Genomic DNA, 24136 nt, shown 5'->3' on the forward strand with positions numbered 1-24136 from the left:
GCTTTAACGACGATTTATCACTCCGCATTGCTCCGCACGCGTACACTGGAATCCGGACTAAAACCGTACAAATTCCGTACACGGAGAGTGACGTGGCAAAGAACCTTACAGTGAAAGCAGATGAAAGCTTAGGCGATGAAAAGCTGTCGGCGATGACATTCGCTAAGGCAAAGGCCAAAGACAAGCCTTACCAAATAACAGCGGGTCGAGGCCTGCGCATGCGCGTTGCAATTGATTGCACAAAAACTTGGCTCGTTCGTTATCACGTAGACGGCAAGGAATTGCAGTACCGAATCCCCGAACCCTACGGAAGCGGGCCGGATTTTTGTAGTTGGAAAGATGCTTTGGTTCACGCCGCCAATATTCAAGCGCTCGCACGGCAAGGCGTTGATTACGCTAAAACCTTGATCGATGACAAGGAAGCTGAAAATCGCGCGCGCGAAGAGCAGCGCAATGCCGAAAAGACCGTCCAAAACCTTTTCGATGTCTGGCACGCGGAAATATCGGTCAAGCGAGGCAAGAAAGGTCGTAAAGACGGTGGCGCTGAAGCCAAACGCATGTTGGAAAAGGACGTACTGCCGTTCTTGGGTAATACACTCCTCACGAAAATCACAAAAAATGATGTGTTAAACGTTGTGCGTCGAGTGTCCAACCGCGAAGCAAATCGGCTGGCGGTCATGATCGTGCGGGACTTAAAACAAATGTTCCGGTATGGCGAGAGTAATCAACCGTGGAAACGTTTGTTAGTGGAATCCGATGTACTGGCAATTCAAGACACTGACGTAGTGCGCGGCGCGTACGATCCTGTTTCAGACAATGAACGCACGCGTGTGTTATCCGTTGATGAAATCAAGGCACTCAAAGAGAAAATGTCCAAGTCAGGATTAACGGCGGTTGTGCAATCCGCTGTTTGGGTCATGCTCGGTTGTGGTACTCGCGTAGGTGAAACGGTTGCGGCTGAATGGGGGCATATTGATTTACAAGCCCGTACTTGGTCAATCCCCAAAGAAAACACTAAAACTCAAACCGCGATCACCATTTACCTCTCCGATTTCGTACTGCGGCAATTCCAAGCACTATGGGACAAACGACAAAAGCTTGATGCCGATAAGCGTAGTGCTTGGGTGTTCCCCTCGCGCACCGACCGCCTAAAGCCGCTGAATAACCAAACGGTAGGTAAGGCACTGGCAGACCGTCAGCGTGACAACGGTAACCCTATTGCAGGTCGTACCGAACAAGTAGACGCGCTAATGCTTCCCGGTGGTGAGTGGCGCTGTCATGATCTGCGGCGCACGGCCGGAACACTAATGCAGGTCCTTCATATTCCGGAGGGTGTGGCGCATCGATGCCTGAATCACGCACAAGCCGACAAATTAAGCCGTATTTACCTGCAATACGATTATGCGGATGAAATGCGGGCGGCATGGACGGCATTGGGCAATTACTTGGATGAAATTCTAGCTGCTCAGGTGTTGCCATTTCCTCACGCGGCATAATGCACAACGGATTAAACCGGAGTATTATGGAGTTCGATTTAAACATTTGAGTTAATAAGTCGGGGCGCACATGGCAGTTCATATTATTAATAGAGCACCGTTATCTCCCCGGCTTCGCGCTGGCGACGTAATGCGGCTGTTAAATGTGAAAAAATCGGTGTTTTATGAGGGTATAGCGTCGGGCAGATATCCTAAACCCGATGGCAAAGACGGTAAAATGAGTTGGTGGCGTGGTGAAACTGTTCGCCCGTATCTTTAAGGCCAGTAATGACCGGAAGCCCTTTTCTGTTGGTCGCCGGTAATGTGATGCGCGCAATTGATTGCGCCGGTCATGCGGGCAACACCGGACTAGCGCACGAAAAAAACCGCCGTTTGACGGGCGGGCGGGCATCGACGCTGAGAGGGCCATCGCCTAAGGACACGGCATTTTACCGTGCTGCTGCCGATAGCGTGCCAACGAAAGCCGCAACACCATCTGCATTCCGTGAAACGCTCGTCCGTTCTGCGCAATCAATTGCGCGGGCCTGCCGGTGCTATGCTGGCGGGCAAAAACGGGGGCATGCAATGAAAATCGACGGGTGGCAAATACCACTTGCAACGATAGCGGGCGTCATGGGCGCAAGCGCCTACTTCCACCATCCAGCCGAAACCTCTGAAGCCGTTGCAGCATGGGTGCAGGCTGTCGGGTCCATCGGTGCGATTCTGGCGGCGGTATGGATTTCGAACAAACAATACCGCGACACCCGCGAACTTGAGGCGCGACGTGCCGCCGACGAATCTGCCAAAGAGCTAACGGAGACAGTGGCATTCGTTGAGGCCATTCGCGAAGAATTAAAGTCAGTGTGGTACGGATATTCGTCGGACACACGTAAGCAATTGCTGGCGGTCGAGGAAGAAGATTATCTCGACCATGTTTATCCGGTATCGGCAGACGCTTTTACGATCTACAACGGGGCGTCGTCGCGGGTAGGCAAGGTACCTGACGCTAAATTGCGGCGGTTGATTGTCGTCATCTATGCACAGGCTAAGGGGCTTATCTCGTCCTTCCAAGCCAATAACGTGCTGATACGGGAATTTGACTCCTATGACACCGGTTCAATGGGTGCCCCGCAGCAAATGGGATCGGCAATAGTCAAGCGTAGGGAACTCGTCGCATCCACCAAAAAACTCAAACAGCGGGATGCGGCGATCTATCGTGATTTAAAGGCCTTCCGAACGTGCGCGGACAAATGGTTGAGAAGCGTGGGCGTAGAGTCTGCACGGCCAAATCCTCGCACTGACTAAGCGTCTGCAAGCAACTTAGCGAGGAAAGGAAATTCCTCACAGCATAGTGCGTCAATCTTCTGGCGCACTTGATCATGTGTGTTGCTGTCGTGGGTCGCCAGCGCAAGGTAATAGTTCTGGCCTTCGTATTTCGCAAAAACCAGCCATTCACCGGTTAGTGCTTCTGATGCTGCAAGACGCATCCAGTTGCCGTACACGCCATCGGTGATTATCTCGTCAAGTTCATCCAGCGGGACCGGGCGCTCTATACCCGCCGCTGCCGCGTCATCTGCACGCTGTTGCATCAACGGAAGGCCAAAGCGTCCCAGCCCCTTCTTTATATTGCTCGCCATGGCCCGCCGCCCATCTTCCAGATAGTGCTTATGCCATAGGCCCTTCAGCGGTGGATGCTTGTTTTGGATAGGCGGCTTCAACTTGCTGGGCGGCCCGATGCCTTCTAACGCGCATATCTCGCGCACGACCTTTGCGGGGTTCAACATGCCCGACTGCGCGCCGCCAAATAACGCGAGTACTAACAACAAGCTATGGCGTCCCGGCGCTGCCTGCTCAAGCCCGATGAAACGTGCGAACTCCTGCACCATAGGCAACATGTCTTCGCCGTTAGCTGCGGTCACGGTAAATAGTTTGACCGGCGTTTCCATAGGTCGGGGTTTAACCGGATCGGCTTCATTGGCCGATATATCGTTGTCGTTCATGACTCCACCGGTAAACGCAGATACTTTTATTAGAAGGGCAACCACGAAAGGTCACCACAAGCCCAAAGACGCGGCAATCGGTGCTCGGTGTCGCAAGAAAGTGTGCATTGCCTCATTGCCGTAACCGCGTCAACGGTTGGCGAGGTGGTGCAACGGGAAACGCACGCTAGCATATCCGGCGCGGTAACCGCCTGCTCGTCGGTCTGCCCCCGTCCGCGTGCTGCGGCAAGCCCAAAGGGATCAACGTACTGCATGCGAGGCACTACAAAGGCTTGCAAGTGGTTGAGTCGGTCTTGCTGGCTTTTGACGAACGCCTCAGGCATACCGGACGGCATGTTCGCTAGGCTCTGCTGAATGGAGCCAACGCAGTATGCGGCCTTAAGATCGGTGTCTGTGGGGGGTTGTGCATCCTGCGCGTGCGCCTGCGAATCGAGCAAGCACGCACAGGTCACGGCGTATAGGAATGTGGTCCGAAATCTCATACGCCCACGCTTATTGTCGTTAGGATCGTCATCATAGCGCGATGTATTGAACAACTCTGTCTGCGCAATTGATTGCGTGTAAAACCATGCACCGACAACTATTATTCGACCGTTGTAAACCTTACCTGTAAGCCAGTTGGTAAGGAAAGTGGCGTATTCGAGCCTTTATTACGAATTTTGGACTTACTCGCTGTTTACAGGTGAATAACATATTTACTATCAAAGACTTGCATAAAAGGGCCTGTAAGAGTCACTTTACATAAGGGATTCTATCAACCGAATTTCGCGTTATCAGCGAATTTTCACACCCCCTATCGAACAACTATTCATTGTCGCATCCACCTTTATTTTATCGCCATTTTCCAGCTTTTCGGGGCCAGCGCGCACTTGCTGCACGACGATCAAAGACGGACGGCGGGCGGGCTGAAAATTTCTTTGCGCGCACGCACGCGCTACGCTGACTAATTGGCACTTTGGCGAACGAACGACTTTTGCATCCCGCAGCGGACTACAGTGCGTGACAGGCGTTACCAGTGTGTGAACGTGCTATTTGCCGGTGAAATTGCAGAATTACAAATCGCGAGAACGCGCCAAAAGTGTTTGCATTGTGTAGCTGTTTGTACGTGCTTATACGGCTTTAAGACGCTCTAGTGTGCCGATATACGCTACGTGTAGTACTTCAAAATCAACACCTCTTTCCGGCCTTCGGCCGCCCGCGATTTTTTTACTATTTTGGCCTATTTATAGGGCTTTTAGGGGGTCTACTACTGACGTGCGGATAGCGGCGTTGCGCAATTGATTGCGTGGCGGCGGTTGCACGCGCACGTCAACCACCTGATATCAACGAACGCACCGTGCTTTCACGCACGTGCTCGCCGTTGATCGTCCATACATGACCGCCGTCTACAGGGTGACAGTAGATAGCCTGCGTGCGCGCCATATGAATGACCCCGCGTACGCCCTGTGGATGCGCATCGGTGAATATCACGCAAGTGTTGGCTTGCGCTTTGATTCGCTCTAGGTCGCGCATGTTTCTCTCCATAGTTCTTCAACATCAAAACCTTTTTCGCCCACGAATTTTTTGTTTGCGTACTGCGTTTTGCGGGGTTTTACGGGCTTTCCTGTGATTGCGCACGGCTGTTGTCCAGGTGCTGCGCAATTGATTGCGAGCGGTACGAGCACGCCGTGCGATCTAAGTGCTTCGGCCAACTGTCCGCGTGTCATGCTGCTTACGCACTTGCGGCCTTTCCGTGGCAAACATCCTGTAGGCGGAACACTGTATTCAACAGCAGCAAGGCGGGATTTCCAATCGATAACGAACGTACGCTGCGGCTCTTGACACCGCTCTTGCGCCACCGGCTTAGCCACCGTTTCCTTGCGCATAGCGGTCCGTACCCTGTTTATCGTGCTAACGGGCAGATTTAAAGCACTGGCTATGGCCTTGGTCCTCTCGCCTTCCTGAACGCGCCGCTGTACTTCCTCAACAAGCTGCGGGGATAGCGTCCATTTTCGTTTCCCTTCTACCGTGGTGACACACACCATATTAGGGTTATCGACGGGCTTTCTAGCCGGTCTGTCATCGTTGTGGCCGTATGCTTTCTTTGGCGGGTCTGGTGGCGGCGGCAGGGAATGATGGCCCGGCCATTCCCAAGGCCTGTATGCAGGTCCCTCAAAAGTCTGTGCACGTGCCTTCGCAATTGATTGCACGACGAACATACGTGGTTGTTCTTCCACAATCATCCCCGCTTAGCTGGAAAAGGCAGGTCTTTGAATGCGCGTGCATGCTCCAGCGCCTTGCTGGCTATTTCACGGTCTGCCACGCGGTTATCCACAAGCCATGTAAGCCGGTCCGTTTTCGGCTGGTATTTCACGTCAATTCTTGTGCGACCAGATACAAAAATCACATGTCCACGTGCGGGCGCGGGTGCACAGGCCATCGCTTCGGCCTCCATTTCGGACAGCCACTGATAAATAGTCTTCATGGCGCACCTACTTGGCGTTGGCGGGTTTCATGTCACCCGGCGGCAGGTCTTTCACCAGCGAACGGTTTTGCCGGTCTGTGCTATCGGCCTTGGTATCGGCGGCCATTGGCGCGGTTTCTTTTGGAACAGCAACATTAGGATTGGGTGTATTTTCGATCATGATATGTACTCCGAAATTTTACGGTCAAAAAAGTACTGGTGATTCGCCTTCGAAGGTCGCCATAACACCGTAAAAAAAGCAGTCCGCGAGGTCATCCGCCCGCTTGTACGCTTCCTTGTCACCCAAGCGAAAACCCGTTACCTGCGTGAGCAGGTGATTGCGGGCAGAGCCTTTGAATTCGACTACCTTGTCGAACGCGTACTGACTCAGCTTTACTTTCTGCTCAAACACCGGACCCATGGCAATCTGTGCGCGTCCGCTCTTGCCTATCTGCGTGAATTCAGCGGGAATTCCATGGCTATTCCACCCTGCACGCTCACCATGTTGGATCAACATAGAACCGCTTTGCTTGTCTTCGATGTAGATACCCATTTGCGAGCCGTACCGGGCTTTGGTCTCTTTCGCCAGCGTTTCCAACCGTGCGAAGATCGATGGAATCCAGCTAACCTGAAGGTCGCTTCTGATCTGCAATAGCTCGTAATCAAGAATGGTCAGCGGTGCGCCCGATCCATACTTATTGATTGCCCAATAGATTACGCCGGTGCCATCGTTTTCCGCGCCGTCTTTAACGGCGGTGTCGATGGTGGCGAACACGAATTCGCAATGCTGTGGATAGGCCACACCTTGACCGTCCACCAGCAAGTCGGTGGCTTTAAACAAGCTCTCGCCAGTCCAGTTAACGAACTCCGCCATGTACTCTTGCTGATACACCAGCGGCGGCTTGGTTCGCTTTAGCTCTGCTACTTCGGTGGCGGGTAGAAACGGGTTTGACGATGTTGGTTGATGAAACTCTGTCCACACCACCGGCCAATTTTCACTAGCAATTTTGTTGGTGCACAGTTTGTAGAAAAAATTGTCTTCAGTAATGTCCTTTGGCGTCCCGCACACAATGGCGCTGCCGCCGTAGTCCAGCAACGTGGGTTCGATAGACAGACTGAAAATTTCTTCAAGTCCTGGAATGAACCCCGCTTCGTCAACAATGGCGCGGTGGTACTTACGGCTACGGCCTGCGTTCGGGTCTAGGCATGTCCAGATATCGATCACGCCACCGGTAAGCAGTTCGATGGTTAGCTCGGTCTTGTTTTGCGACTTGATAGCTGGCTTCAGCGTTCGCGTGAGATTTGCGTACATCTCGGTAACGCGCTTGTAGTCAGGCGCGAAAATACCGACGCGCTGCCCCTTCAGTGCGTCGTAACCCGCCACTACTTCGATAAGCGCGCTCTTGCCCCAGCGCCGCCCGCAACGAATGACGGTACGCTTTGCTAAGCCCCGATATACGTCTCGCTGGGTCTGGTGCAGCGGCATTAGCTGGATGGTACGACTAGCCATTGCCCGCGTCCTCATCCTCGGCAGGCTGCGCAATTGATTGCGGGGGACCGCCCACGATCTTAAGCACCGGCTGGCCCGGTGGTACGTACGGTTTGCTGGGTGTACCTGCTGGCGCGGGTGGCGCGTCGGGTGCACCGATGATATTCAGCGTGACCGTGCCGCCACCATCTTCAAGCCCTTGAAACTCAGTCAACAGCTTTTGCAATAGCCATTTTCTGTTTTCAGCCTTTTGTTTCGACCACGCCATGTAGTCGGTGCCCGTTGGCTTGGCAATCTTTGCAATTGCCTGATCCGGCAGGCAATCTATCTCGTCAGCCAGCGCATGCAGGTGAATTTTCCGCGCGGCCAGATACTGATCATTCAGTTTGTCGTCTACGGCCAGACGGCGGCGCACGGTAACAGCGTTCGGCATGCCGGGACGCCTGCACGCTTCCGCAAGCTTTTCACCCGCTGCAACGTACTGAAAGATTCGGTCGAATACTTCTGGAGCATAACCAACATTGGTAATGCGCTTGCGCGAACGCTTAACTTTGGGCGGCGCTTCCGCTGCCTGCGGCTTCTGTGGTGCTTGCTTTCCAATAATCTTCACCGGCATAACGGCCTCTAATCATTTTTGGCCTCCGTGCCAGTTGAATGGGGTGTGACTACTACGGTTAATCCTTTCGCGCTTTCAGCAATTCATCTAATTCGGTCGCGGCTAGGCGTAGCCAGTACGCCGCGCAACGAATATTGTCATCGACTTCTTCGAATTCGCGTGCACGTTGAATCAACTTAAGAACACCAAGAGCCGTCCCTTGCACGCTAGCAAGGCGCCGGTCACGGCTTCTATAGCGCCCTTCGAACGACACTTCCATGTCTTCAATTTCCGTAAGCACAATTAAGCTCCTTGTTGTGCTACATCCAGCAAGCGCGAAACCTCGCTGGCCTGTACTTCAGTATTGTCCACATACCATCTCAAACCTGACGGTGTTTGCATGGCGACTTCGCAGAGAATTTTCAAATTCTGCTCGCCCACGATAACCACCACGCTACCTAATCTCATTGCCGACTGCGCAATTGATTGCAAACTTTCTTTTCGCACGTCACGCCCCTAACTCTTTACATCGGGCTTTAGCGCCGTCGTGGGTTCATCCTGCGCAATTGATTGCGCGGGTTCCACAGCGTCGGACGCGCCAAGCGACTCACGAAAACCGGCAACCCGCGATTCAAATTCCAGCATGTGCCGTGCAATCACCACTTTTTCCTGCTGGCGACGGCCCAACGAGTTAATGCGCGTATGCATTTTGATTGCCTCAATCTCGCGGTAGGCCCGAACCGCGTATTCAATTTCATCGATTTTCATTTCCAACCCCTATTTGACGGCTGAACCCGGAATAGCAGACGGGCGTTCATCGCGCACAACGCTACCGTTCGGTCCGGTAGTCGGTGTAGATGCGCCGGGCTTCACTGAATCGTGGAAACGATCAATAGGCAACGAGCCGTGATGCTTCGCTGAATCCGAACCGCTATTGAGATTGTTACGTCCAGAACTAGAATCGGCCATGATGTTCTCTCCTTAGTAGTACATAGTAAAGTGGTTATAAAGAAAATCCGTACTTGTTTGGTCCTGCCTTCGCTATTACCGGCAAGTCCGTGACCGTCTGTACGGGCGTACTCGCCAGAATTAACTTAAGCGTAGTTATCCATGCCGCTGCATCGGGGGCGCGGCTATCGCCTACGTGCCGCACTTCGATTACCTGAAACGTGCCGCTAAAAATGCTTTTGGTTTTCAAACTGGTGTAGACGCCCGCCCCCAGCGTCGGCGCAAAATACTGGCTGTTGCTGCCCGCCGTGGTAATGCCCACCGTGTTATCAGGCAACGTCACGTAATCGTTCACATGGACATCGGCTCGCAGCACGCAGCAGGCCATTACGGAAAAACTATCTACCCAAGATGGTTGCCCGATCAAATCAACGAACTGAATTTGCTTAGGCGTGGTCTGGGTCGTGCCGTCGCTCACGGTGATGGTGTTATTGGATAGCGTCAGCGATACGCCGGGATAACTACCGGGTTCCGTGGAAGGCGCATATCCGCCAATGATAGAAAGGCTTTTTTGTCGTAGATACGTTGCGAGTTGACTCAACGTGTAAAAGAATCCCGTAGCCGCCGCACCTACCCACACTAGACCGTCATGCACAGCACCGACAACGCTGTATTGCGGATAGGCGGTTTGCAAGGTGTTAACTAACGGACTGAGCAACGGTTGACCGGCTTGCCATTGAAATACGATGGCGGCGGGTGCGTTGTTGGTCGTCGGTGCAAGCGTCTGTCCGGGCTGGCCGGTCACAGCGCTGGAACTCGGGCTGGAACCCCCTGCCGTTAGGAAAATGTCCAGCGTCTGATCGACGCCAGTCCAGTTTCCGAACGACTTAAAAATCTGCCCGCAGGCAATCAAGCCAGATTGTGAGGGGTTAGCCAGCGGCAGGCCTCGGGACATTCCGGCGTAGATGTAGACCATCTGGCCGTTGAGGTTCGACGCCTGCGCAATCTCAGCAAGACCAACGCCCCATACTCGGATGAACGAACCCGGCAGGGAACTGTCCATGCTAGTCAGTGCAATATCGATTTCGAGTTTTTGCGCTGCATAGTTTGAACCGCCTTGAGTAAAAGGATTCGCGCCGGAATTTAGAGACGTGTAAGTGCTAGCATGCGTGTCAAACGGCACAGCCGTGAAACCGGGGCGGCCCTCAAAATTCGGAATCAGGATTTCGCCTGCCTGATTAATTATCAAAATTCGATAGTAGCGCATGCCAATCCTATTGTGACAGCGTGGAAGCTGTGATCGTTGTGTTATTCCCGGCGGGCGTGCTCACCGTGACATTGACGCTATTCAGGATGTTGCCCTGTCGGTCAATTCGTTTGGACGTTGTGTCATCTCCGCGTGCGAATGCACCACCACCCTCACGCAGCGAGTTACCAATAACGCTAAGTCCTCGCACTAGCCTATCGGTTATTGACTCACTCACGACCTGACTATCTGATTTACTGCCTTCCGCTATGGCCCGTGCGTCGTCATCGGTGTACGGCAAGATTTGCATGCTGCGCATTGGGTCGTCAGCCCTCGCGTGTTTTTCGAACGCCGATTTCTGCGGCGTGGTCGGATCGTCGGGCATGGTCTTGCCGGTCAATAGGTCCTGAATGTGCTGCCGATCGAACTGGCGGGCATATGGCGTACCCTCATGGTGAATCATCGCGGCTTCAACAGCAGCACGTATAGCGGGGTCGTTCATATCGAGCGGCTTATCGGACTCGAACCCGGTACGACCTGCCACGTCCCGCACGTACGCCGCCGTATCGTTTTCCGAACTGGGCGCGTACTTGCCGATGATCGCTTGCAAGGTGCTCAAGCGATCGCGCTGGGCGTACAGCTGTAATTGCCGGTCCATCGCCAACGCGCCTTGGTCAGCGTTGTCGAAGTGTTGAAACTGCGTCGTGCTACCGGGCACGCGCAGATTTCCCGGATTGTTGACCGGACCATCGCCCGCGCCACTGTTGCCGTCCTTGCCGCTAACCAGCTTATGCGCTGCACTGCCGTAATCCCATGAAAAGCCTTCCCCGTTGACTTTACCGTTGAGGAAGTCTTTTGGGTGCTGCCATGCGGCCACAAGGTTCGCTAACAGCCCGTCTTTATCAACGGTCACCGTCGAGTCTTTCTTCGGGTCCGAGTCGGGACCACCGAATAGAGCATTTAACTTGCCGGACACCCAATTAGCGGCTGTGCCTAGCTCCGTGAAGGCTGTGGAAACTTCCTGCACGTCCTTGTCGAAATCTTCGGTTTTAGCGAATGCGGTGATCCAATCCGTTACGGCGTCGGCTCCTTTGATAACCAACGGGTTCAGCTTTTCGAGCGCTTGGTAAAGCTCAAGTTCGTCCTTAGCCAACGCCGCTTCGATCTTCTGGCGTGCCATCGTTGCATCATCAAGCGCTTTCTGACTCGCGGCCAGCTTCGGAATGAGGTCTTCGAATTGCTTTCCCATGCCATCGAACTTGCCTTGGTAGCTGCCAGCAAGGCGCATGGAATTAACGTCTATGAGCGAACTAACGCCCGTGGCACTCGCCCATAGCCCCGTACTTGCGCCTCGTGCATTGAACTGCTCGCCACCGCGTTTAAGGACTTCGGCGGCAAGGTGCGCGGGGTCCATCGATTGAATCTGGTTTTGACTAATGCCCAAGGCCATAAATGACCGCCATTGGCTCTGATCACTCTTTACACTCGCTACTTTATGAAGTAGCGCGTCGTCTCCACCAGCTTTCTCGTACACGTTGGTAAACGCGCCTTCCTCACCGGGGGCTAGACCTAATTTTCTACCCAATAAATTTTGATCAGCCAGCGAGTTATCAGCACTTCGCACTGCGTTGAATACCCCCATGCCTGCCGCTGCTAGGCCGCCCACACCTAGAAGGCCGCCCACACCACTAAAGCTAAGGCCGTTACGGGCGAGGCCGCCCATGCTTTTAGCGGACTTCTCTAAGTCCTTAGCGATGTTACGCCACGATTTTTCAGTTTCTTTCGAGTTCTTCTGAACCTTGACGAACGCACCGCCGGGGCCGCTGAATTTATTGTCAGTGGCCTTAGATACGAGGTCGGAGAAGCTTTTATCAACTTCGTCAAACGCCGTCTTTTGCTGGCGAATGCCTTTATTGCTACCAGCCCAAGCGTCGCCCTGTGTTTCGAGCAGCTTTTGATAGTTGGCGAAACTGTCTACAAACTGGTCCCATTCCTCGGTATCAACCGGTATTTTTAGTATAGGTTTGTCTGACAAGATGCTCCCCTCGGATTTGACGCTGCGCAATTGATTGCATGATTCGACTAACTCGGACGCGCGTTATAACTTCAATGTTTCGTGCTTCGTGCCGCTTCCGCCAGTAGCTCAATTTCCGCTTCAGCGAACGCCATCGCCTCGGCAATAGCTTCACCCAATCGATCTTCAACTAGTCTCAAAGCACTGTCGATTGTCGCCCATGCCTGTGGATCGCCAGCCGCGAGGGAACGCGCTTCAAATACAGACGTGTGGGCGGCTTCGAGTGCACGAACAACGCCGTTAGCGCTTTCGAGATTCGCGCCATGCACACGGCGGATTCTCGGGACTTCTATCGAGGTGATATGCTGGACTACACCCATTAATGCCTGAATTCGGCCAATATCAATTGTCATTTCAGCCTCCGCATTGCCGCTTGAATTCGTCGTGCGCCAATCTTTGCGCAACCTTGTATTGCTGCAAACTCAATCGTTTGCCCTTCGGTTTCGAATGAGCGGTAGTAGGGCGATTCTTACCTTGGTTGGGTTTTGCTGCTGGTGCAGTCACGATGTACTCCCGTGCCGTTCTGCTTTGACTTTCGCCCGGTGCTTGCGGCAATACCCGGCGTTCTCTACCGGGTGCGCTGCCCGCCACGTGGCGTTTCTCGCCAACACTTCCGGTTTGTTCGCATCAAAGTACTCATGACACTTTTCGAGAATCTTTTCTCGATTCTTTTCGTACCTTTCCGCTGCCATCAATGCCCTGCATGACCTGCAACGCCGTTCGCGTCCATCGCTCATGGTTCGATCACGATGGAATGCACTCAGCGGTAAATCGCACTGGCAGCGCTTGCACGTTTTCGTGATCGGGTCGGACATGATCAACTCACGATCACCGACAAGCGAACGAGTTCACCGCCGATTGTTTTCGCTAACCTCGGTGGTGATGAATAGGCGCGCATCCACGCCGCCTTTTGCCCAAAATATTCCGTAACGTCCCGCCCCGACCGATCACGCGTAGTTACGGGTCGCAACGTCTCCGATTGATGCGCTTGATCGAAAATGGCCTCGCGTACCTTTGCCTCGGTCTGGGCGAATTCAGTGTTAGGCATATGTGATGCATCAGCGCGAACGCTGCGCAATGCCGTACTCGGCAAGGTGCTTTGCAATGTACGGGTTAGCATGCGGCGGAAGTCATCGGGCGACGTGGCGTCCTGACGGCAAACATCAACAATTCCCGCACGAAGGCCAGCGATTTGAATCAGTTTTTTGTACTCTTCGGCGATTTGATCAAGCGCCACGATTTCAGCAAGGGGTTGGCGAGCGCTCATGATTAAAGCTCCAAGGGGGGGAATACACCTGATCTACGCATGGCTTGGTCAGCCTCCCATTGCGCTAAAAACGCGGCGTCTGAGACGGAATCTGGTTGACCCGCGCGCCGGTTGACGCGAATTTGCAGCATCGGTTGCTTTAGAAAGGGCTTCATCCACGTGGCGGTCTTCGAACCAACACCCGGTTCGCGAAACGAATATTCGTAGTACTTCCGACCTGAAACGTCTTCACGGGTATGCGTAATAAGCTGCTCGCGTCCCGCTGTATCTGCGCGCGCGTCAGTGTAATCACGAACATTAGGATTTTCGCCGCGTCGAAGTGCTGCGGAGTACGCGAAGACTTGATCGGGTGTCATATTTTTCGCAATTTCATGAAAGATTTCATGTTCAACGCGCGAACTAGCGGCGGCATCGGCACGGACTTGCTGCTGTGCTGCTTTGAAATATCGATCCACGCGCGCTAGCTCATCGGCGCGGCGGTTGATTTCGCTAAGCGGGAGGTCCCAAGCGGGTCGGGTGCGTGTAGCCATGTTTTACTCCTTCACATAACGGGCGCGGGTTTGCTGTTTCAGCGCTTCGCCATATCGCTCAGCCAACGAGGAATCCTCGGTGAGCCAGCGATAAAAACCAGATTTCGCCACGCCTGCCGACCCACACGCATGCGATACGGGGTCACCGCGCGCTATATTTTCCAGAATTAACTGAATCGTGCTGTCTGGAATCAGCCGGAGTGGAATGCTCATCGCTTCTTCGATCATGTTGGTGCTCCGCTAGACATAAGTCCATATGAGTAGTCTGCGCGTTTGCGGTCCTGCATGGGAAGTCCTTCGTATAACTATTTATTGCACCGATCGTTTGATTGTCAAACCGATTAGCAGTACGCAATTGATTGCGCGGACGATGCCGTAAGCTAAAAACCTCTATGACGGGCTACTACTTCGCACCCTCACCGTTCATCAAACGCGCGGCGGCAGGCCCGACATAATTCGCTTAGGCGGTCGCGCTGGCCTTCGCGTGCTGGAACATGTTTGCCCCGGTCGCTTTCGCCTTAGCCCGCTGCTTTGCTTTTTGCTTGGCGATATCCAGCACTCGCAGTTCGGTTGGCGTTAGCGCGCATCTTTCGCTTTCGAACGGCGGCTCGTTACACGGCTCGTCGTCCAACAGCAGGGCCGGTGTCACTGAATCAGCCAGGACAACCGCCGGACATTGAACGGGCGCGGGTGCTGCCACGGCCTCTACAACCGGCTCATGCGCTTCCGGGGTGCCAGCACAAGGGCAAGGCTCGGCGGGCGGCGTGGCGGCCTGCTCGACCAGTGCCTTACCAGCCTTGAACTGCGCCACAGCCTGTGCAATGGAACTTAGCTTTTTCACTGGTGGGGGTGCTGATGCCTTCGCCGCTTGCGCCGCGAGTATTTCAGCGTTGGCCTTCTTAATCGCTGCCGCCATCTCTGCCTTGTCGGCAGCTTTCTTCAATTCGCACTCCCGTTCCTCCCTGTACGCCGCCAGCAACGTGTCTAACCGGGTCACCACCGCCTTGGGGTTCACCTGTTGTTCGTACCCGATAGGCCGCGCCCAAAACACCCAGTTACGAATTCCCCACCGCAACACCGGCTCATGTCCGGGCAAGTCGGCCATGGAATCGATCTTCTCGAACGCCGTACGCAGATCCCGGAAGGCACGCACCGCCAGCGGAGCATGGTGTTCAGGCTGATATTGGACAACCAAACTTTCCCAGAGTAATCCAGCGGAATTCCGGGTAGATGCTGTACAAAATTTCGGAAACTTCAAAATGCTCTCAAGGAGAACCGGGGTTTGGTTTTCGGGGTCGGTCTTCCCTGAATCGGTTTTCGAATTGCTCGTTGATGCTTCTGTGGAAAGCGAAGCGTCCACAAAGTCTTTTAGACCTGTACATGCAACACCTACATGCAAACCTAAGTTTTTAAGCGGGACAAAATTGGTGCTAATGCATTGGGACAAATTTTGTTCTAATGCAGCGGGACAAAATCCCTCCGCTTGGCCTTGCTGGGCTTGGGTTTTAGGTTTTAACAAGTGTTTAAAATTCTGCGAATCCGGCCACCCGCTTAAATAGGCTGAACCTTCGGCTACCAGCGGCCGAATTTGCAGCATGTTGGTTTTGGTTTTCATCATGCATGTGGCAATCAATTTGCAATCACGCAAAACTTTCAACCAATAATCAAACTGGCGCTCCGTGCATTTGTATTTCTTCGCCCACTTGGCAATGGGCCGCCCCCAGTAAAAGCAGTTGTGCCGTTTGCTGAAGTTTTGAACGCGGTCGCGCTGCTGCCATAGATCGAGAATATCCTCGTATAAATCGGCGGCTTCGAATGAGATACGGTCTTTGGGGGTATGGCAAAGTGAGCGGTAAAGGTCGCGCCGTGCTCGCCATGCACCGGGCGCGGTCATATCGAACGCTGATACCGTTTTAAGTCGTGGCGGTTTAACAGCGTTATCAGGTTTGTCAATTCCCGCAATCAATTGCGCAGCAGACTCAACGGCCTGCATTTCAACTTCTGAATATTCCACGATTACCACCTTGACTAAGGGTTAAAAAGCTTTGCTTAGTCCGTGCGTGGTGGCTATAATCACATTTGTCTGTTCGTGATTTAACCACTACGAATATTTTATAAGCCGTCCTCTCCGGGGCGGCTTTTTCTTTATGCGCGATTCAACGGTGCGGCGGTCACATACACCACGGTCGTCAAACCCATAAACAGCAGAACTGCAATAGCCGATAACAGCATTGTCACCGGTTCGAATCCGTCCGATAAAGCTAGCCATATCCAAACGGCTAGCGCTTCGGCGGTCATGGTCAGCATGAATGCCACTACGGTCTTTTTAAAATCACTCATGATTCGCTCCGCGTATTGCCTCCCCATACATTCGCTCCCGCTCCAAATACCGATCAACGTATTCAGAAAGGGCAATGCGAGCCATTGCGCCAAGTGGAGCACCAGATTTTTCAGTAACGACTCTGGCTTTTTCCCGCAATTCAGGGGTAAGTAAAAAGGAGGTGCAGAGTAACGGGCCTTTCGGATTAGCCATGACGTTCACCAGTTGAGATTCAATACCCCATCCTAAAATCGGGTAGTACCGATTTCAACAATTATTTTTTAGCGCATTTTAGTGAGAAATCACAATTTGATAAATAATGTGGAATAACAGCCCAAAACATCCCCGTCACGCCTGTTTTGCTCTGGAATATATTTGGTAGTTGGAAAGAATTTTGTAAGGCGGCTTCAGTGCGTCGGTGGATTAGTGGGATTCGATGCGCAGTAGCCTGCATAGGCTCAGGTTCCGACTGCTGATAGAAGTCTTCACCGGGCAGAACGCTAACGTATTTGGTCGGTCCTTCTGATATGTTGAAAGCACTTTCTGCCAAAAACGCACATCTAGACCGGAGAATGACATGATTGAATGGCTCGGCCTTGCATACGAGATTGCCAAAGACCTTAAAGACCGGCTTAAGTGGGAGGAACGGGAAAAGCAGGTAGACCGTGAGTGGTTGGATAAGTCAGGGTTTGCGAAACACGTTATGGGTTCAGGGATTGATCTGTACTGGAGTCGCCCCGATAGCATCGCCACGTATGAGCTAGACGGGTGGTCGGTGATTTGCGAGCTAGACCCAAAGAACCGCATCCGTTACCGGTTGGTTCGGTACGATGGAACGACGCTCATCGGCAGGGCAGCGAAACGCGATTGACCCACGCAATTGATTGCACAGCGTGAGGCAATCAAAACTCGGCGGTACGCAACTTGATAATGTTCGCCGGGTGCGCACCGTACTTTCGTTCCGCTACTTGGAAAATCGCCTCCTGTCCTTTCTCAAAAACAGCGGCAATCGAAACGAATGCGTTTATTTGTGTTATTTGCGGACTGCGTTAAGCAAAATGGTCAGCACGTCCCATTTCGTAAGCAAGTAGCTGATCAGAGCGACTATTGGCGCTAACGCATACAGAGCACCTTTGACGAAGGTAACCTGATGCCGAACTTGATCAATTTTTTCGCCGTGAGATTTCACGTCAGAAATCAGCCGATCGACGCTAGCCGTCAGTTTTCCTATCTCAAGCATGACAAACCGAATGTCCGAGGTCGCATAAAGGTCGCGCGGAGGGGGAATCTCAGCAAATTCCTTCGGCGTCTCGTTAAGTTCAGCCACTCGTTGCCTCCCACTTTTCCTTGATCCAAGACCAAATGTTGGGGTTCGCGCGACCATAGTACGTACTTACGCCCAACACGACAGCAGCGCCGCTCTCGCCCTTGGTTATTTCCAGTAGGTCGGAGACTTCTTGTACGGTCCCTTTCGAGGCGACTAACCATGCGTTGTCTCGAATCTTTAGGAAATTGCCAACAAATGCTGATTCAATCTTGCCCGGCAAATTCTCCGAGCCTTTATCACCTTGGCCGATAATCGCAAATATCGCCATGCTAACGACCATCCTTTCGACTTTTTCGTGTGTGGTTTTGTTGCATCATTTCAGTGCGGTGCTCGTGGGCGTTCGGTTTGAGGGTACATTATTTTCGGTGCCCTATCAATCAGCCGGGCGACGCCAGCGCCACCAAGTGCGGCGACAGAAGCTTAGACGTATCGTGTTGCAAGCAGTTGCACCCTACCCGCCGTGCACGCCCGCGAATCCGTACATAAACCGTACACGGCGGGCTTCGAATAGCTTTAGGCAAGAAAAAGGGGCTACGTGTTTTAGACGTAACCCCTTGTTTCTACAGCGTTTTTGGTGGTCGGAGCGAAAGGATTCGAACCTTCGACCCTCTGATCCCAAATCAGATGCGCTACCAGGCTGCGCTACGCTCCGACAAGAACGAGATGATAGCGTTTTACTGATGCCCGCGCAATCGAAACTATCCGGATCGTGAAGTCGAGCCCGAAGTCGCAGCACGATCGCGGCCTTTGCCGGTCCAAATTCAAAACCTCAACCCCAAAATGGAGACCTTCGATGAACCTCATTCTCTGGCGCCACGCTGAAGCAGAAGACCAGGCTGCGAGCGATCTCGTGCGCCAACTGACGCCGCGCGGCGTAAAACAAGCTCAGGCCGCGGCGAAGTGGCTGAAAAGCCGCCTGGACGACGACGCGGTGTTTCTCGTCAGTCCGGCCACCCGCACGATCCAGACGATGGAAGCGTTTGGCGACCGGTATCGCGTGGTAAAGGAGTTGGCGCCGGGCGCCAGCGCCCAAGCCGTGCTGGATGCCGCGGAGTGGCCGCGCGGCGTCGCGGAAACTGTTGTCGTAGTCGGACACCAACCGACACTCGGGCACGTCGCGGCTTCGCTGATGACCGGCCACGAAGCCGAATGGACCCTGAAGAAAGGCGGTATCTGGTGGTTCCAGCAACGCTCGCGCGCGGGCGACGATCAAGTCGTCCTGCGTGCAGTGACCAGTCCTGACCTGCTGTAGCACGAGACTGCAGCAATAGCCCAAACGCCCCCAAGGCGGCAAAACCGTGGCGTCGCGGTGACGCTTCATTGAATCGTCATAGTCACGCCATGCGAGCGTCATTCGGAATACTTACATTGGCGGCTAACCGTAAGACGTCAGCCAAATCCACTTGGGGATTGCCAATGCAGAAATCGACGACGCTCGCTTTATTGAGCACATCGAATGGACTGAGCGGGTCTGGTGGCTCGAACGTGACCGAACTTCGCGAACTCCGCGAATCTCGCCGGCGTTTGCCGAGTGCGGCGGAGACGGTGACGGGGCAACATCGGCTGCGGGTATCGTGGGCGCATTCCGAAGCTGAATTGCGCGAAGCACAGCGCCTTCGATACCGCGTGTTCGCCGACGAAATGGGAGCACAACTGAAGGGTCCGGCGGGCCTGGACGTGGACGCATTCGATGCCTTTTGCGATCACTTGCTCGTCCGCGACCTGAACACGTTGAAAGTGGTGGGAACGTATCGCGTGCTGCCTCCGCATCAGGCGGCGCGGGCGGGACGCTTGTATGCCGAAAGTGAATTCGATGTCTCCCGCCTCGCGCATCTGCGCCCAAAGCTGGTGGAACTCGGCCGCTCGTGCGTGCATGCGGACTATCGCAGCGGTGGCGTAATCATGTCGCTGTGGGGCGGCCTGGCCGCGTACATGAAGCAGAACGGCTACGAGACCATGCTCGGTTGCGCGAGCGTCGCGATGGCGGACGGTGGTCACTACGCCGCCGACCTGTACGAGGGGTTGGCGAAGGAAGCGCTGACATCGCCGGAATACAGGGCGTTTGCGCATACGCCGCTTCCGGTGCAGGAACTGCGGACGGGCGCCAAGGTAGCGCCGCCACCTCTGCTGAAGGGCTATTTGCGCCTGGGTGCAAAAATTTGCGGCGCGCCCGCGTGGGACCCGGATTTCAATACGGCAGACTTTTTGACCCTGCTGCGGATATCGGAGATTGGGGACCGTTACGCACGTCACTTCATGGCCGACTGATCACGTCAACGAACAACAAAAAAGTGGAAGAGACAAAGCGCGCCAGCGATAACGATCAGACCAACACCGGTGGCGCGATGCCGACATCACGGCGCGCGGTCTACATTCTATTCAAGCGCAAGAATAGGTTCGAAGTCCGAACTACTTAGACACATCCAGAGAGTGGAGATGTCCCGCAAGGAGCCCCCGCCCCCCACCGGGACTTTCAAACGCCCGTATAAACCACCCGATACGGCTTGCCAATCTTTTCCCACTCAGCCGCTTCCTGAACGAGGCTGTAGTCGGTAAGCGGATTGAGCGCGACCCAATCGTTGGGCAAACGCACATCGAAGCCGCCGTTGGCTAGCGAGACCTCAATGGCGGGAAATCCGACATCGGCCCGCCGCCGGCAAAGCAGCGCCGCAAGCCGCAGGCAAAACAACAAGGTCCAGTCGACATCGCGAGCATGCGAAAGCTTGCCCAACTTTCCGACATGCCCCAGCACCAGGCCGGCTAATCGGGCCTGATCGGTTCGCGAGAATCCGGGCATATCCGCATGACTCGCGATATACGCAGAATGCTTGTGATAAGCGCTATGCGAGATGGAGAGGCCGATCTCGTGCAACGCCGCCGCCCATCCGAGGAACATCCGATTTTCGATCCGCCGTTCTGCATCGACATCGCCAGCTTCAAGCTGTTCATAAAAATTGATTGCCAGCTCGGCAATACGGCCCGATTGCTCGCTATCCACCGCATAGCGCCGCTTGAACCCCTCCACCGTCACCGTGCGCATGTCCTGATGCTGCGTGCGCCCCAGCAGGTCGTAGAGCACGCCGAGCCGCAACGCGCCGTCGGTGGTATCGACGTATTCAATCCCCAGCTCCTCGAACACGCCGAGCATGATCGACAAGCCGCCCGCGAGCACGGGGATCCGGTCAGCCTTCAACGCGATCAACTTCAGCCGGTTCACATTCTCGGCCTTGATCAGCGCCCTCTTCAGCCGCTCCAGCCCGCCGCGTGAAATGCCGTGGGTGATGCCGGGATCGTTGAAACCGTTCGCTTCGATCAACTCGGCCAGCGCCCGCGCCGTACCCGACGATCCAATGGCCTGATCCCAGCCCGTCTGCTTGTATTCGCTCGAGATAATCTCGATTTCGCGCTTGGCGGCGAGTTCGGCTTGCCGCATTGAATATTCATCGACATTACCGGCTGCGAAAAACTGCCGGCTGTGACTCACGCAGCCTATATACAGGCTTTCCATATGAATGGGCGTGTAGTGCGAGCCGATAATAAACTCTGTCGATCCACCGCCGATATCCACGACCAGCCGCTTGCCCGCGCTCGCCGGCACCGAATGCGCAGCACCCGCATAAATGAGCCGCGCTTCTTCCCGCCCGGCAATCACTTCAATGGGAAATCCGAGCGCGTTCTGCGCTTCGGCCAGGAATTCGTCAGCGTTTTTAGCCACCCGCAGCGTATTCGTCGCGACCGCGCGCACGTGGTCGGGATGGAAGTCCCGCAGCCGTTCGCCGAAACGCTTCAGCGCGTCCCAGCCGCGCAGTTGCGAGGCCCGGTCGAGGAATTTGTCCCGCGACAGGCCCGCCGCAAGCCGCACGGACTCACGCAGTGCGTCGACCTGATAGATCGGGCTGCCGGAGGGCGTCTCCTCGACGCGTCCGACGATCAGCCTGAAGCTGTTCGATCCGAGATCTACGGCTGCCAAAAGATGAGGGGGGTTGACCATCGATTTTCCAGGTTCCGTAGGGTTGTGCCCGCGAGTCGTGCAACTTCAAACGGTGCGGGCAGCATTTGAACACGCCGAGCCGCGGCAGCGCGCCAATTTTAAGTCCAAGCGGAGGACTGTGCTGGTCTGGCAAATAATCCCATGCAGCAAACTGCGCCAATGAATCAGTTTCGATTGTTAGACAAAAACAGGTCGCACAGGACGCAACGCAGGACAAACTTCGCCACGGTCGACCTTACCCGAGACGTGCGTTAGATTTATGACACCACGTTTTCACAAAAACGTCATCATACTGTGACGCATTCCGAGCGATCCTTGCACATTCTGTTTTTTTGACTGCCAATACTATCGATGTCCTTACGCTATCCCCTTCTTAATCGCGAACTGGGCATTCTGGGTTTTAACGAACGAGTATTGTCGCAGGCCGCCGATACCGCCGTCCCGCTGCTCGAACGGCTCCGCTTTATCTGTATCACCAGCAGCAACCTGGACGAATTTTTTGAAGTCCGCATGGCCGGCATGCAGGAACAAATGCGAGATAACCCTGGCTCGCTCTCGCCCGACGGCATGTCGCTGCAGCATGTGTACGACCTCGTGGTCGAGCGCGCGCATCGCCTGGTCCATCAGCAATACGTCATGCTCCAGAACACCGTATTTCCTGCGCTGGAAAGCGAAGGGATTTACTTTCACGGCGTCGAATCCTGGACCGAAGCGCAGACCGACTGGGCGCGCGATTACTTTCAGAACGAGTTGCTGCCGGTACTGACGCCGATCGGACTTGACCCCGCGCATCCGTTTCCGCGTGTGCTGAACAAGAGCCTGAACTTCGTAGTCGAGCTGGAGGGCAAGGACGCGTTCGGCCGCCAGGCGATGATGGGCATCGTACAAGCGCCGCGCGCACTGCCGCGGCTCGTGCGCATGCCCGAGGCGCTGTCGGGGTATCCGCACGGGTTCGTGCTGCTGAGCTCACTGATGCAGCGGTTTGTCGACGCGTTGTTTCCGCATCTGGTCGTGCGCAGTTGCAACCAGTTCCGCATCACGCGCAACAGCGAATTGTTCGTCGACGAAGACGAAATCACGAACCTGCGCGTGGCACTGCAGGGCGAACTGCCCGCGCGGCATCTGGGCAATGCGGTGCGTCTGGAAGTGTCGGCGGAGACGCCGCCGCACATGATCCGCCGCCTGCTTGACGAGAGCGAACTGAACGACCGCGATTGTTATCGCGTGGACGGGCCGGTCAATCTTGTGCGGCTGATGCAGTTGCCCGAGATGGTCGACCGGCCGGACCTGAAGTTCGTGCCGCATATTCCGGCCGTACCGAAGGCTATTGCTGCTTCGTCGAATCTGTTCGATGCCATCGATCAGGGCGACATCCTTCTGCACCATCCGTACGAGAGTTTTCAGCCGGTGCTTGAATTGCTGCTGCAAGCCGCCAAGGACCCGCAGGTGGTCGCGATCAAGCAGACCATCTACCGGACGGGCATCGACTCGCCGCTGATGGATGCGCTGATGCAAGCCGCGCGCAACGGCAAGGAAGTGACCGTGGTCGTAGAGCTGCTCGCACGCTTCGACGAAGAAACGAATATGAACTGGGCGTCGCAACTCGAAGCCGTGGGCGCGCACGTGGTGTACGGCGTGGTCGGCCACAAATGCCACGCGAAAATGATGCTGATCGTGCGGCGCGTGTCGATGAACGGCAAGATGATGCTCAGGCGTTATGTGCACCTGGGTACGGGTAACTATCACCCGCGTACCGCGCGTCTTTATACCGATTTCGGCGTGATGACCTCGGATCAGGAAGTCTGCGAAGACGTGCATCACGTGTTTCAGCAACTCACCGGCATTGGCGGCGAGCTACGCCTGCATCAGCTCTGGCAAGCGCCGTTTACGCTGCATCCGAACCTGATGGAAGCCATTCGTGCTGAAGCTGACAACGCGCGAGCGGGAAAGAAAGCGCGGATTGTCGCGAAGATGAATGCGCTGCTTGAGCCGACCGTGATCATCGCGTTATATGAAGCGTCGCAGGCCGGCGTGAAAATCGACCTGATCGTGCGTGGCGTCTGCGCGTTGAAACCCGGCGTGGAAGATTTGTCCGAGAACATTACGGTGCGCTCCATCGTCGGACGTTTTCTCGAACATCACCGCATCTTTTATTTTTACGCGGGGGGTGAAGAGAAAGTGTATTTGTCGAGCGCGGACTGGATGGACCGCAACTTCTTCCGGCGCGTGGAAGTGGCGTTTCCAGTGAATGACCGGCGTCTGAAACGGCGCGTGATTGCCGAAGGACTGTCAGTGTTTCTCGGCGACAACCAGTCAGCGTGGCTCATGCAAAGCGACGGGCATTATCAGCGGCGGCGTCCGGGTAAGTCGATGCGCAATGCACAACTGGGCCTGCTCGCGAAGTTCTGCCCTTGATGGTCTGATGTCTTGA

28 protein-coding genes and 1 tRNA gene are annotated in these 24136 nt (G+C 54.7%); 6 read left to right on the plus strand and 23 right to left on the minus strand.

Features of this window, described 5'->3' with window-relative positions:
- Nucleotides 1-92: 92 nt before the first annotated feature.
- The gene (locus GSQ93_RS07770) at nucleotides 93-1496 is read left to right on the plus strand and encodes a site-specific integrase (RefSeq protein WP_158935055.1); all 1404 of its coding nucleotides are present in this window, start codon (nucleotides 93-95) and stop codon (nucleotides 1494-1496) included.
- A gap of 267 nt (nucleotides 1497-1763) precedes the next feature.
- Complete coding sequence (locus tag GSQ93_RS07775; RefSeq protein WP_158935056.1) at nucleotides 1764-2780, plus strand: hypothetical protein; 1017 nt, start codon at nucleotides 1764-1766, stop codon at nucleotides 2778-2780.
- Here GSQ93_RS07775 and GSQ93_RS07780 read toward each other — a convergent pair.
- From GSQ93_RS07780 to GSQ93_RS07870, 19 genes are all read right to left on the minus strand, one after another.
- Nucleotides 2777-3475, minus strand: coding sequence for a hypothetical protein (locus tag GSQ93_RS07780; protein ID WP_216857586.1), 699 nt, complete (start codon nucleotides 3473-3475; stop codon nucleotides 2777-2779). The genes GSQ93_RS07775 and GSQ93_RS07780 overlap by 4 nt on opposite strands.
- 1308 nt (nucleotides 3476-4783) lie before the next feature.
- Nucleotides 4784-4987, minus strand: coding sequence for a hypothetical protein (locus GSQ93_RS07785; RefSeq protein ID WP_158935057.1), 204 nt, complete (start codon nucleotides 4985-4987; stop codon nucleotides 4784-4786).
- Nucleotides 4988-5693: 706 nt separating this feature from the next.
- Nucleotides 5694-5939: a hypothetical protein gene (locus tag GSQ93_RS07790; RefSeq protein WP_158935058.1), complete on the minus strand. Its 246-nt coding sequence runs from the start codon at nucleotides 5937-5939 to the stop codon at nucleotides 5694-5696.
- Between the two features lie 7 nt (nucleotides 5940-5946).
- Nucleotides 5947-6099 (minus strand): hypothetical protein, encoded by a 153-nt coding sequence (locus GSQ93_RS07795; RefSeq protein WP_158935059.1) that lies wholly within the window; start codon nucleotides 6097-6099, stop codon nucleotides 5947-5949.
- Between the two features lie 24 nt (nucleotides 6100-6123).
- Nucleotides 6124-7428, minus strand: a complete 1305-nt coding sequence (locus tag GSQ93_RS38020; RefSeq protein WP_158935060.1) for a hypothetical protein — start codon at nucleotides 7426-7428, stop codon at nucleotides 6124-6126.
- Nucleotides 7421-8023 (minus strand): hypothetical protein, encoded by a 603-nt coding sequence (locus GSQ93_RS07805; RefSeq protein ID WP_158935061.1) that lies wholly within the window; start codon nucleotides 8021-8023, stop codon nucleotides 7421-7423. Before GSQ93_RS07805 ends, GSQ93_RS38020 begins: the two co-directional genes overlap by 8 nt.
- 58 nt (nucleotides 8024-8081) lie before the next feature.
- A complete protein-coding gene (locus GSQ93_RS07810; protein ID WP_158935062.1) occupies nucleotides 8082-8303 on the minus strand; it encodes a hypothetical protein in 222 nt (73 codons plus the stop codon).
- 2 nt (nucleotides 8304-8305) lie between these two features.
- Nucleotides 8306-8509 (minus strand): hypothetical protein, encoded by a 204-nt coding sequence (locus GSQ93_RS07815; protein WP_158935063.1) that lies wholly within the window; start codon nucleotides 8507-8509, stop codon nucleotides 8306-8308.
- Nucleotides 8510-8518: 9 nt separating this feature from the next.
- Nucleotides 8519-8770: a hypothetical protein gene (locus GSQ93_RS07820; RefSeq protein ID WP_158935064.1), complete on the minus strand. Its 252-nt coding sequence runs from the start codon at nucleotides 8768-8770 to the stop codon at nucleotides 8519-8521.
- Between the two features lie 9 nt (nucleotides 8771-8779).
- Entirely contained in the window at nucleotides 8780-8971 is a 192-nt protein-coding gene (locus GSQ93_RS07825; RefSeq protein WP_158935065.1) for a hypothetical protein, read from the minus strand.
- Between the two features lie 34 nt (nucleotides 8972-9005).
- Nucleotides 9006-10217, minus strand: a complete 1212-nt coding sequence (locus GSQ93_RS07830) for a hypothetical protein (protein WP_158935066.1) — start codon at nucleotides 10215-10217, stop codon at nucleotides 9006-9008.
- A 7-nt stretch (nucleotides 10218-10224) separates the two neighbouring features.
- The gene (locus GSQ93_RS07835) at nucleotides 10225-12231 is read right to left on the minus strand and encodes a hypothetical protein (protein ID WP_158935067.1); all 2007 of its coding nucleotides are present in this window, start codon (nucleotides 12229-12231) and stop codon (nucleotides 10225-10227) included.
- A gap of 71 nt (nucleotides 12232-12302) precedes the next feature.
- Nucleotides 12303-12623, minus strand: coding sequence for a hypothetical protein (locus GSQ93_RS07840; protein WP_158935068.1), 321 nt, complete (start codon nucleotides 12621-12623; stop codon nucleotides 12303-12305).
- A gap of 464 nt (nucleotides 12624-13087) precedes the next feature.
- Nucleotides 13088-13537 (minus strand): hypothetical protein, encoded by a 450-nt coding sequence (locus GSQ93_RS07845; protein WP_158935070.1) that lies wholly within the window; start codon nucleotides 13535-13537, stop codon nucleotides 13088-13090.
- A gap of 2 nt (nucleotides 13538-13539) precedes the next feature.
- The gene (locus tag GSQ93_RS07850; protein WP_158935071.1) at nucleotides 13540-14067 is read right to left on the minus strand and encodes a hypothetical protein; all 528 of its coding nucleotides are present in this window, start codon (nucleotides 14065-14067) and stop codon (nucleotides 13540-13542) included.
- A gap of 3 nt (nucleotides 14068-14070) precedes the next feature.
- Nucleotides 14071-14295: a hypothetical protein gene (locus GSQ93_RS07855; protein ID WP_158935072.1), complete on the minus strand. Its 225-nt coding sequence runs from the start codon at nucleotides 14293-14295 to the stop codon at nucleotides 14071-14073.
- 232 nt (nucleotides 14296-14527) lie between these two features.
- Nucleotides 14528-16081 (minus strand): hypothetical protein, encoded by a 1554-nt coding sequence (locus tag GSQ93_RS07860; RefSeq protein ID WP_158935073.1) that lies wholly within the window; start codon nucleotides 16079-16081, stop codon nucleotides 14528-14530.
- Nucleotides 16082-16212: 131 nt separating this feature from the next.
- A complete protein-coding gene (locus GSQ93_RS07865) occupies nucleotides 16213-16407 on the minus strand; it encodes a hypothetical protein (RefSeq protein ID WP_158935074.1) in 195 nt (64 codons plus the stop codon).
- Nucleotides 16400-16600 (minus strand): hypothetical protein, encoded by a 201-nt coding sequence (locus GSQ93_RS07870; RefSeq protein WP_158935075.1) that lies wholly within the window; start codon nucleotides 16598-16600, stop codon nucleotides 16400-16402. Before GSQ93_RS07870 ends, GSQ93_RS07865 begins: the two co-directional genes overlap by 8 nt.
- Before the next feature lie 364 nt (nucleotides 16601-16964).
- On the opposite strand from GSQ93_RS07870, the gene GSQ93_RS07875 reads away from it, so the two are divergent.
- On the plus strand, nucleotides 16965-17258 hold the full coding sequence (locus tag GSQ93_RS07875; RefSeq protein WP_158935076.1) for a hypothetical protein: 294 nt from the start codon (nucleotides 16965-16967) through the stop codon (nucleotides 17256-17258).
- A 162-nt stretch (nucleotides 17259-17420) separates the two neighbouring features.
- Here GSQ93_RS07875 and GSQ93_RS07880 read toward each other — a convergent pair whose 3' ends face one another.
- The 3 genes from GSQ93_RS07880 to GSQ93_RS07890 form a co-directional block, all read right to left on the minus strand.
- On the minus strand, nucleotides 17421-17714 hold the full coding sequence (locus GSQ93_RS07880; RefSeq protein ID WP_158935077.1) for a hypothetical protein: 294 nt from the start codon (nucleotides 17712-17714) through the stop codon (nucleotides 17421-17423).
- Nucleotides 17707-17982 carry a hypothetical protein gene (locus tag GSQ93_RS07885; RefSeq protein ID WP_158935078.1) on the minus strand — a complete coding sequence of 92 codons (276 nt, stop codon included), beginning with the start codon at nucleotides 17980-17982 and terminating at the stop codon, nucleotides 17707-17709. Before GSQ93_RS07885 ends, GSQ93_RS07880 begins: the two co-directional genes overlap by 8 nt.
- Nucleotides 17983-18289: 307 nt before the next feature.
- A tRNA-Pro gene (locus GSQ93_RS07890) sits at nucleotides 18290-18366 on the minus strand.
- Nucleotides 18367-18507: 141 nt separating this feature from the next.
- Between GSQ93_RS07890 and sixA the strand changes: the two genes are divergently transcribed.
- Both sixA and GSQ93_RS07900 read left to right on the plus strand, forming a co-directional pair.
- Entirely contained in the window at nucleotides 18508-18966 is a 459-nt protein-coding gene (gene sixA, locus GSQ93_RS07895) for a phosphohistidine phosphatase SixA (RefSeq protein WP_158935079.1), read from the plus strand.
- A gap of 164 nt (nucleotides 18967-19130) precedes the next feature.
- Nucleotides 19131-19982, plus strand: coding sequence for a GNAT family N-acetyltransferase (locus GSQ93_RS07900; RefSeq protein ID WP_158935081.1), 852 nt, complete (start codon nucleotides 19131-19133; stop codon nucleotides 19980-19982).
- A 205-nt stretch (nucleotides 19983-20187) separates the two neighbouring features.
- Here GSQ93_RS07900 and ppx read toward each other — a convergent pair whose 3' ends face one another.
- Nucleotides 20188-21705, minus strand: a complete 1518-nt coding sequence (gene ppx, locus GSQ93_RS07905) for an exopolyphosphatase (protein WP_158935082.1) — start codon at nucleotides 21703-21705, stop codon at nucleotides 20188-20190.
- 351 nt (nucleotides 21706-22056) lie between these two features.
- Between ppx and ppk1 the strand changes: the two genes are divergently transcribed.
- A complete protein-coding gene (gene ppk1, locus GSQ93_RS07910; protein WP_158935083.1) occupies nucleotides 22057-24120 on the plus strand; it encodes a polyphosphate kinase 1 in 2064 nt (687 codons plus the stop codon).
- Nucleotides 24121-24136: the final 16 nt, after the last annotated feature.

The organism is Burkholderia sp. S171, assembly GCF_009766085.1.
Taxonomy (GTDB): Bacteria; Pseudomonadota; Gammaproteobacteria; order Burkholderiales; family Burkholderiaceae; genus Caballeronia.

Coding starts and splice junctions, on each gene's coding strand:
- GSQ93_RS07845 (WP_158935070.1), bottom strand. CDS start 13,537: ATGAGCGCTCGCCAACCCCTTGCTGAAATCGTGGCGCTTGATCAAATC.
- GSQ93_RS07840 (WP_158935068.1), bottom strand. CDS start 12,623: ATGACAATTGATATTGGCCGAATTCAGGCATTAATGGGTGTAGTCCAG.
- ppk1 (WP_158935083.1), top strand. CDS start 22,057: ATGTCCTTACGCTATCCCCTTCTTAATCGCGAACTGGGCATTCTGGGT.
- GSQ93_RS07785 (WP_158935057.1), bottom strand. CDS start 4,987: ATGCGCGACCTAGAGCGAATCAAAGCGCAAGCCAACACTTGCGTGATA.
- GSQ93_RS07820 (WP_158935064.1), bottom strand. CDS start 8,770: ATGAAAATCGATGAAATTGAATACGCGGTTCGGGCCTACCGCGAGATT.
- GSQ93_RS38020 (WP_158935060.1), bottom strand. CDS start 7,428: ATGGCTAGTCGTACCATCCAGCTAATGCCGCTGCACCAGACCCAGCGA.
- GSQ93_RS07865 (WP_158935074.1), bottom strand. CDS start 16,407: ATGAGTGATTTTAAAAAGACCGTAGTGGCATTCATGCTGACCATGACC.
- GSQ93_RS07870 (WP_158935075.1), bottom strand. CDS start 16,600: ATGGCTAATCCGAAAGGCCCGTTACTCTGCACCTCCTTTTTACTTACC.
- GSQ93_RS07900 (WP_158935081.1), top strand. CDS start 19,131: ATGCAGAAATCGACGACGCTCGCTTTATTGAGCACATCGAATGGACTG.
- GSQ93_RS07775 (WP_158935056.1), top strand. CDS start 1,764: ATGACCGGAAGCCCTTTTCTGTTGGTCGCCGGTAATGTGATGCGCGCA.
- GSQ93_RS07830 (WP_158935066.1), bottom strand. CDS start 10,217: ATGCGCTACTATCGAATTTTGATAATTAATCAGGCAGGCGAAATCCTG.
- GSQ93_RS07825 (WP_158935065.1), bottom strand. CDS start 8,971: ATGGCCGATTCTAGTTCTGGACGTAACAATCTCAATAGCGGTTCGGAT.
- ppx (WP_158935082.1), bottom strand. CDS start 21,705: ATGGTCAACCCCCCTCATCTTTTGGCAGCCGTAGATCTCGGATCGAAC.
- GSQ93_RS07790 (WP_158935058.1), bottom strand. CDS start 5,939: ATGAAGACTATTTATCAGTGGCTGTCCGAAATGGAGGCCGAAGCGATG.
- GSQ93_RS07885 (WP_158935078.1), bottom strand. CDS start 17,982: ATGGCGATATTTGCGATTATCGGCCAAGGTGATAAAGGCTCGGAGAAT.
- GSQ93_RS07850 (WP_158935071.1), bottom strand. CDS start 14,067: ATGGCTACACGCACCCGACCCGCTTGGGACCTCCCGCTTAGCGAAATC.
- GSQ93_RS07780 (WP_216857586.1), bottom strand. CDS start 3,475: ATGAACGACAACGATATATCGGCCAATGAAGCCGATCCGGTTAAACCC.
- GSQ93_RS07875 (WP_158935076.1), top strand. CDS start 16,965: ATGATTGAATGGCTCGGCCTTGCATACGAGATTGCCAAAGACCTTAAA.
- sixA (WP_158935079.1), top strand. CDS start 18,508: ATGAACCTCATTCTCTGGCGCCACGCTGAAGCAGAAGACCAGGCTGCG.
- GSQ93_RS07805 (WP_158935061.1), bottom strand. CDS start 8,023: ATGCCGGTGAAGATTATTGGAAAGCAAGCACCACAGAAGCCGCAGGCA.
- GSQ93_RS07795 (WP_158935059.1), bottom strand. CDS start 6,099: ATGATCGAAAATACACCCAATCCTAATGTTGCTGTTCCAAAAGAAACC.
- GSQ93_RS07855 (WP_158935072.1), bottom strand. CDS start 14,295: ATGATCGAAGAAGCGATGAGCATTCCACTCCGGCTGATTCCAGACAGC.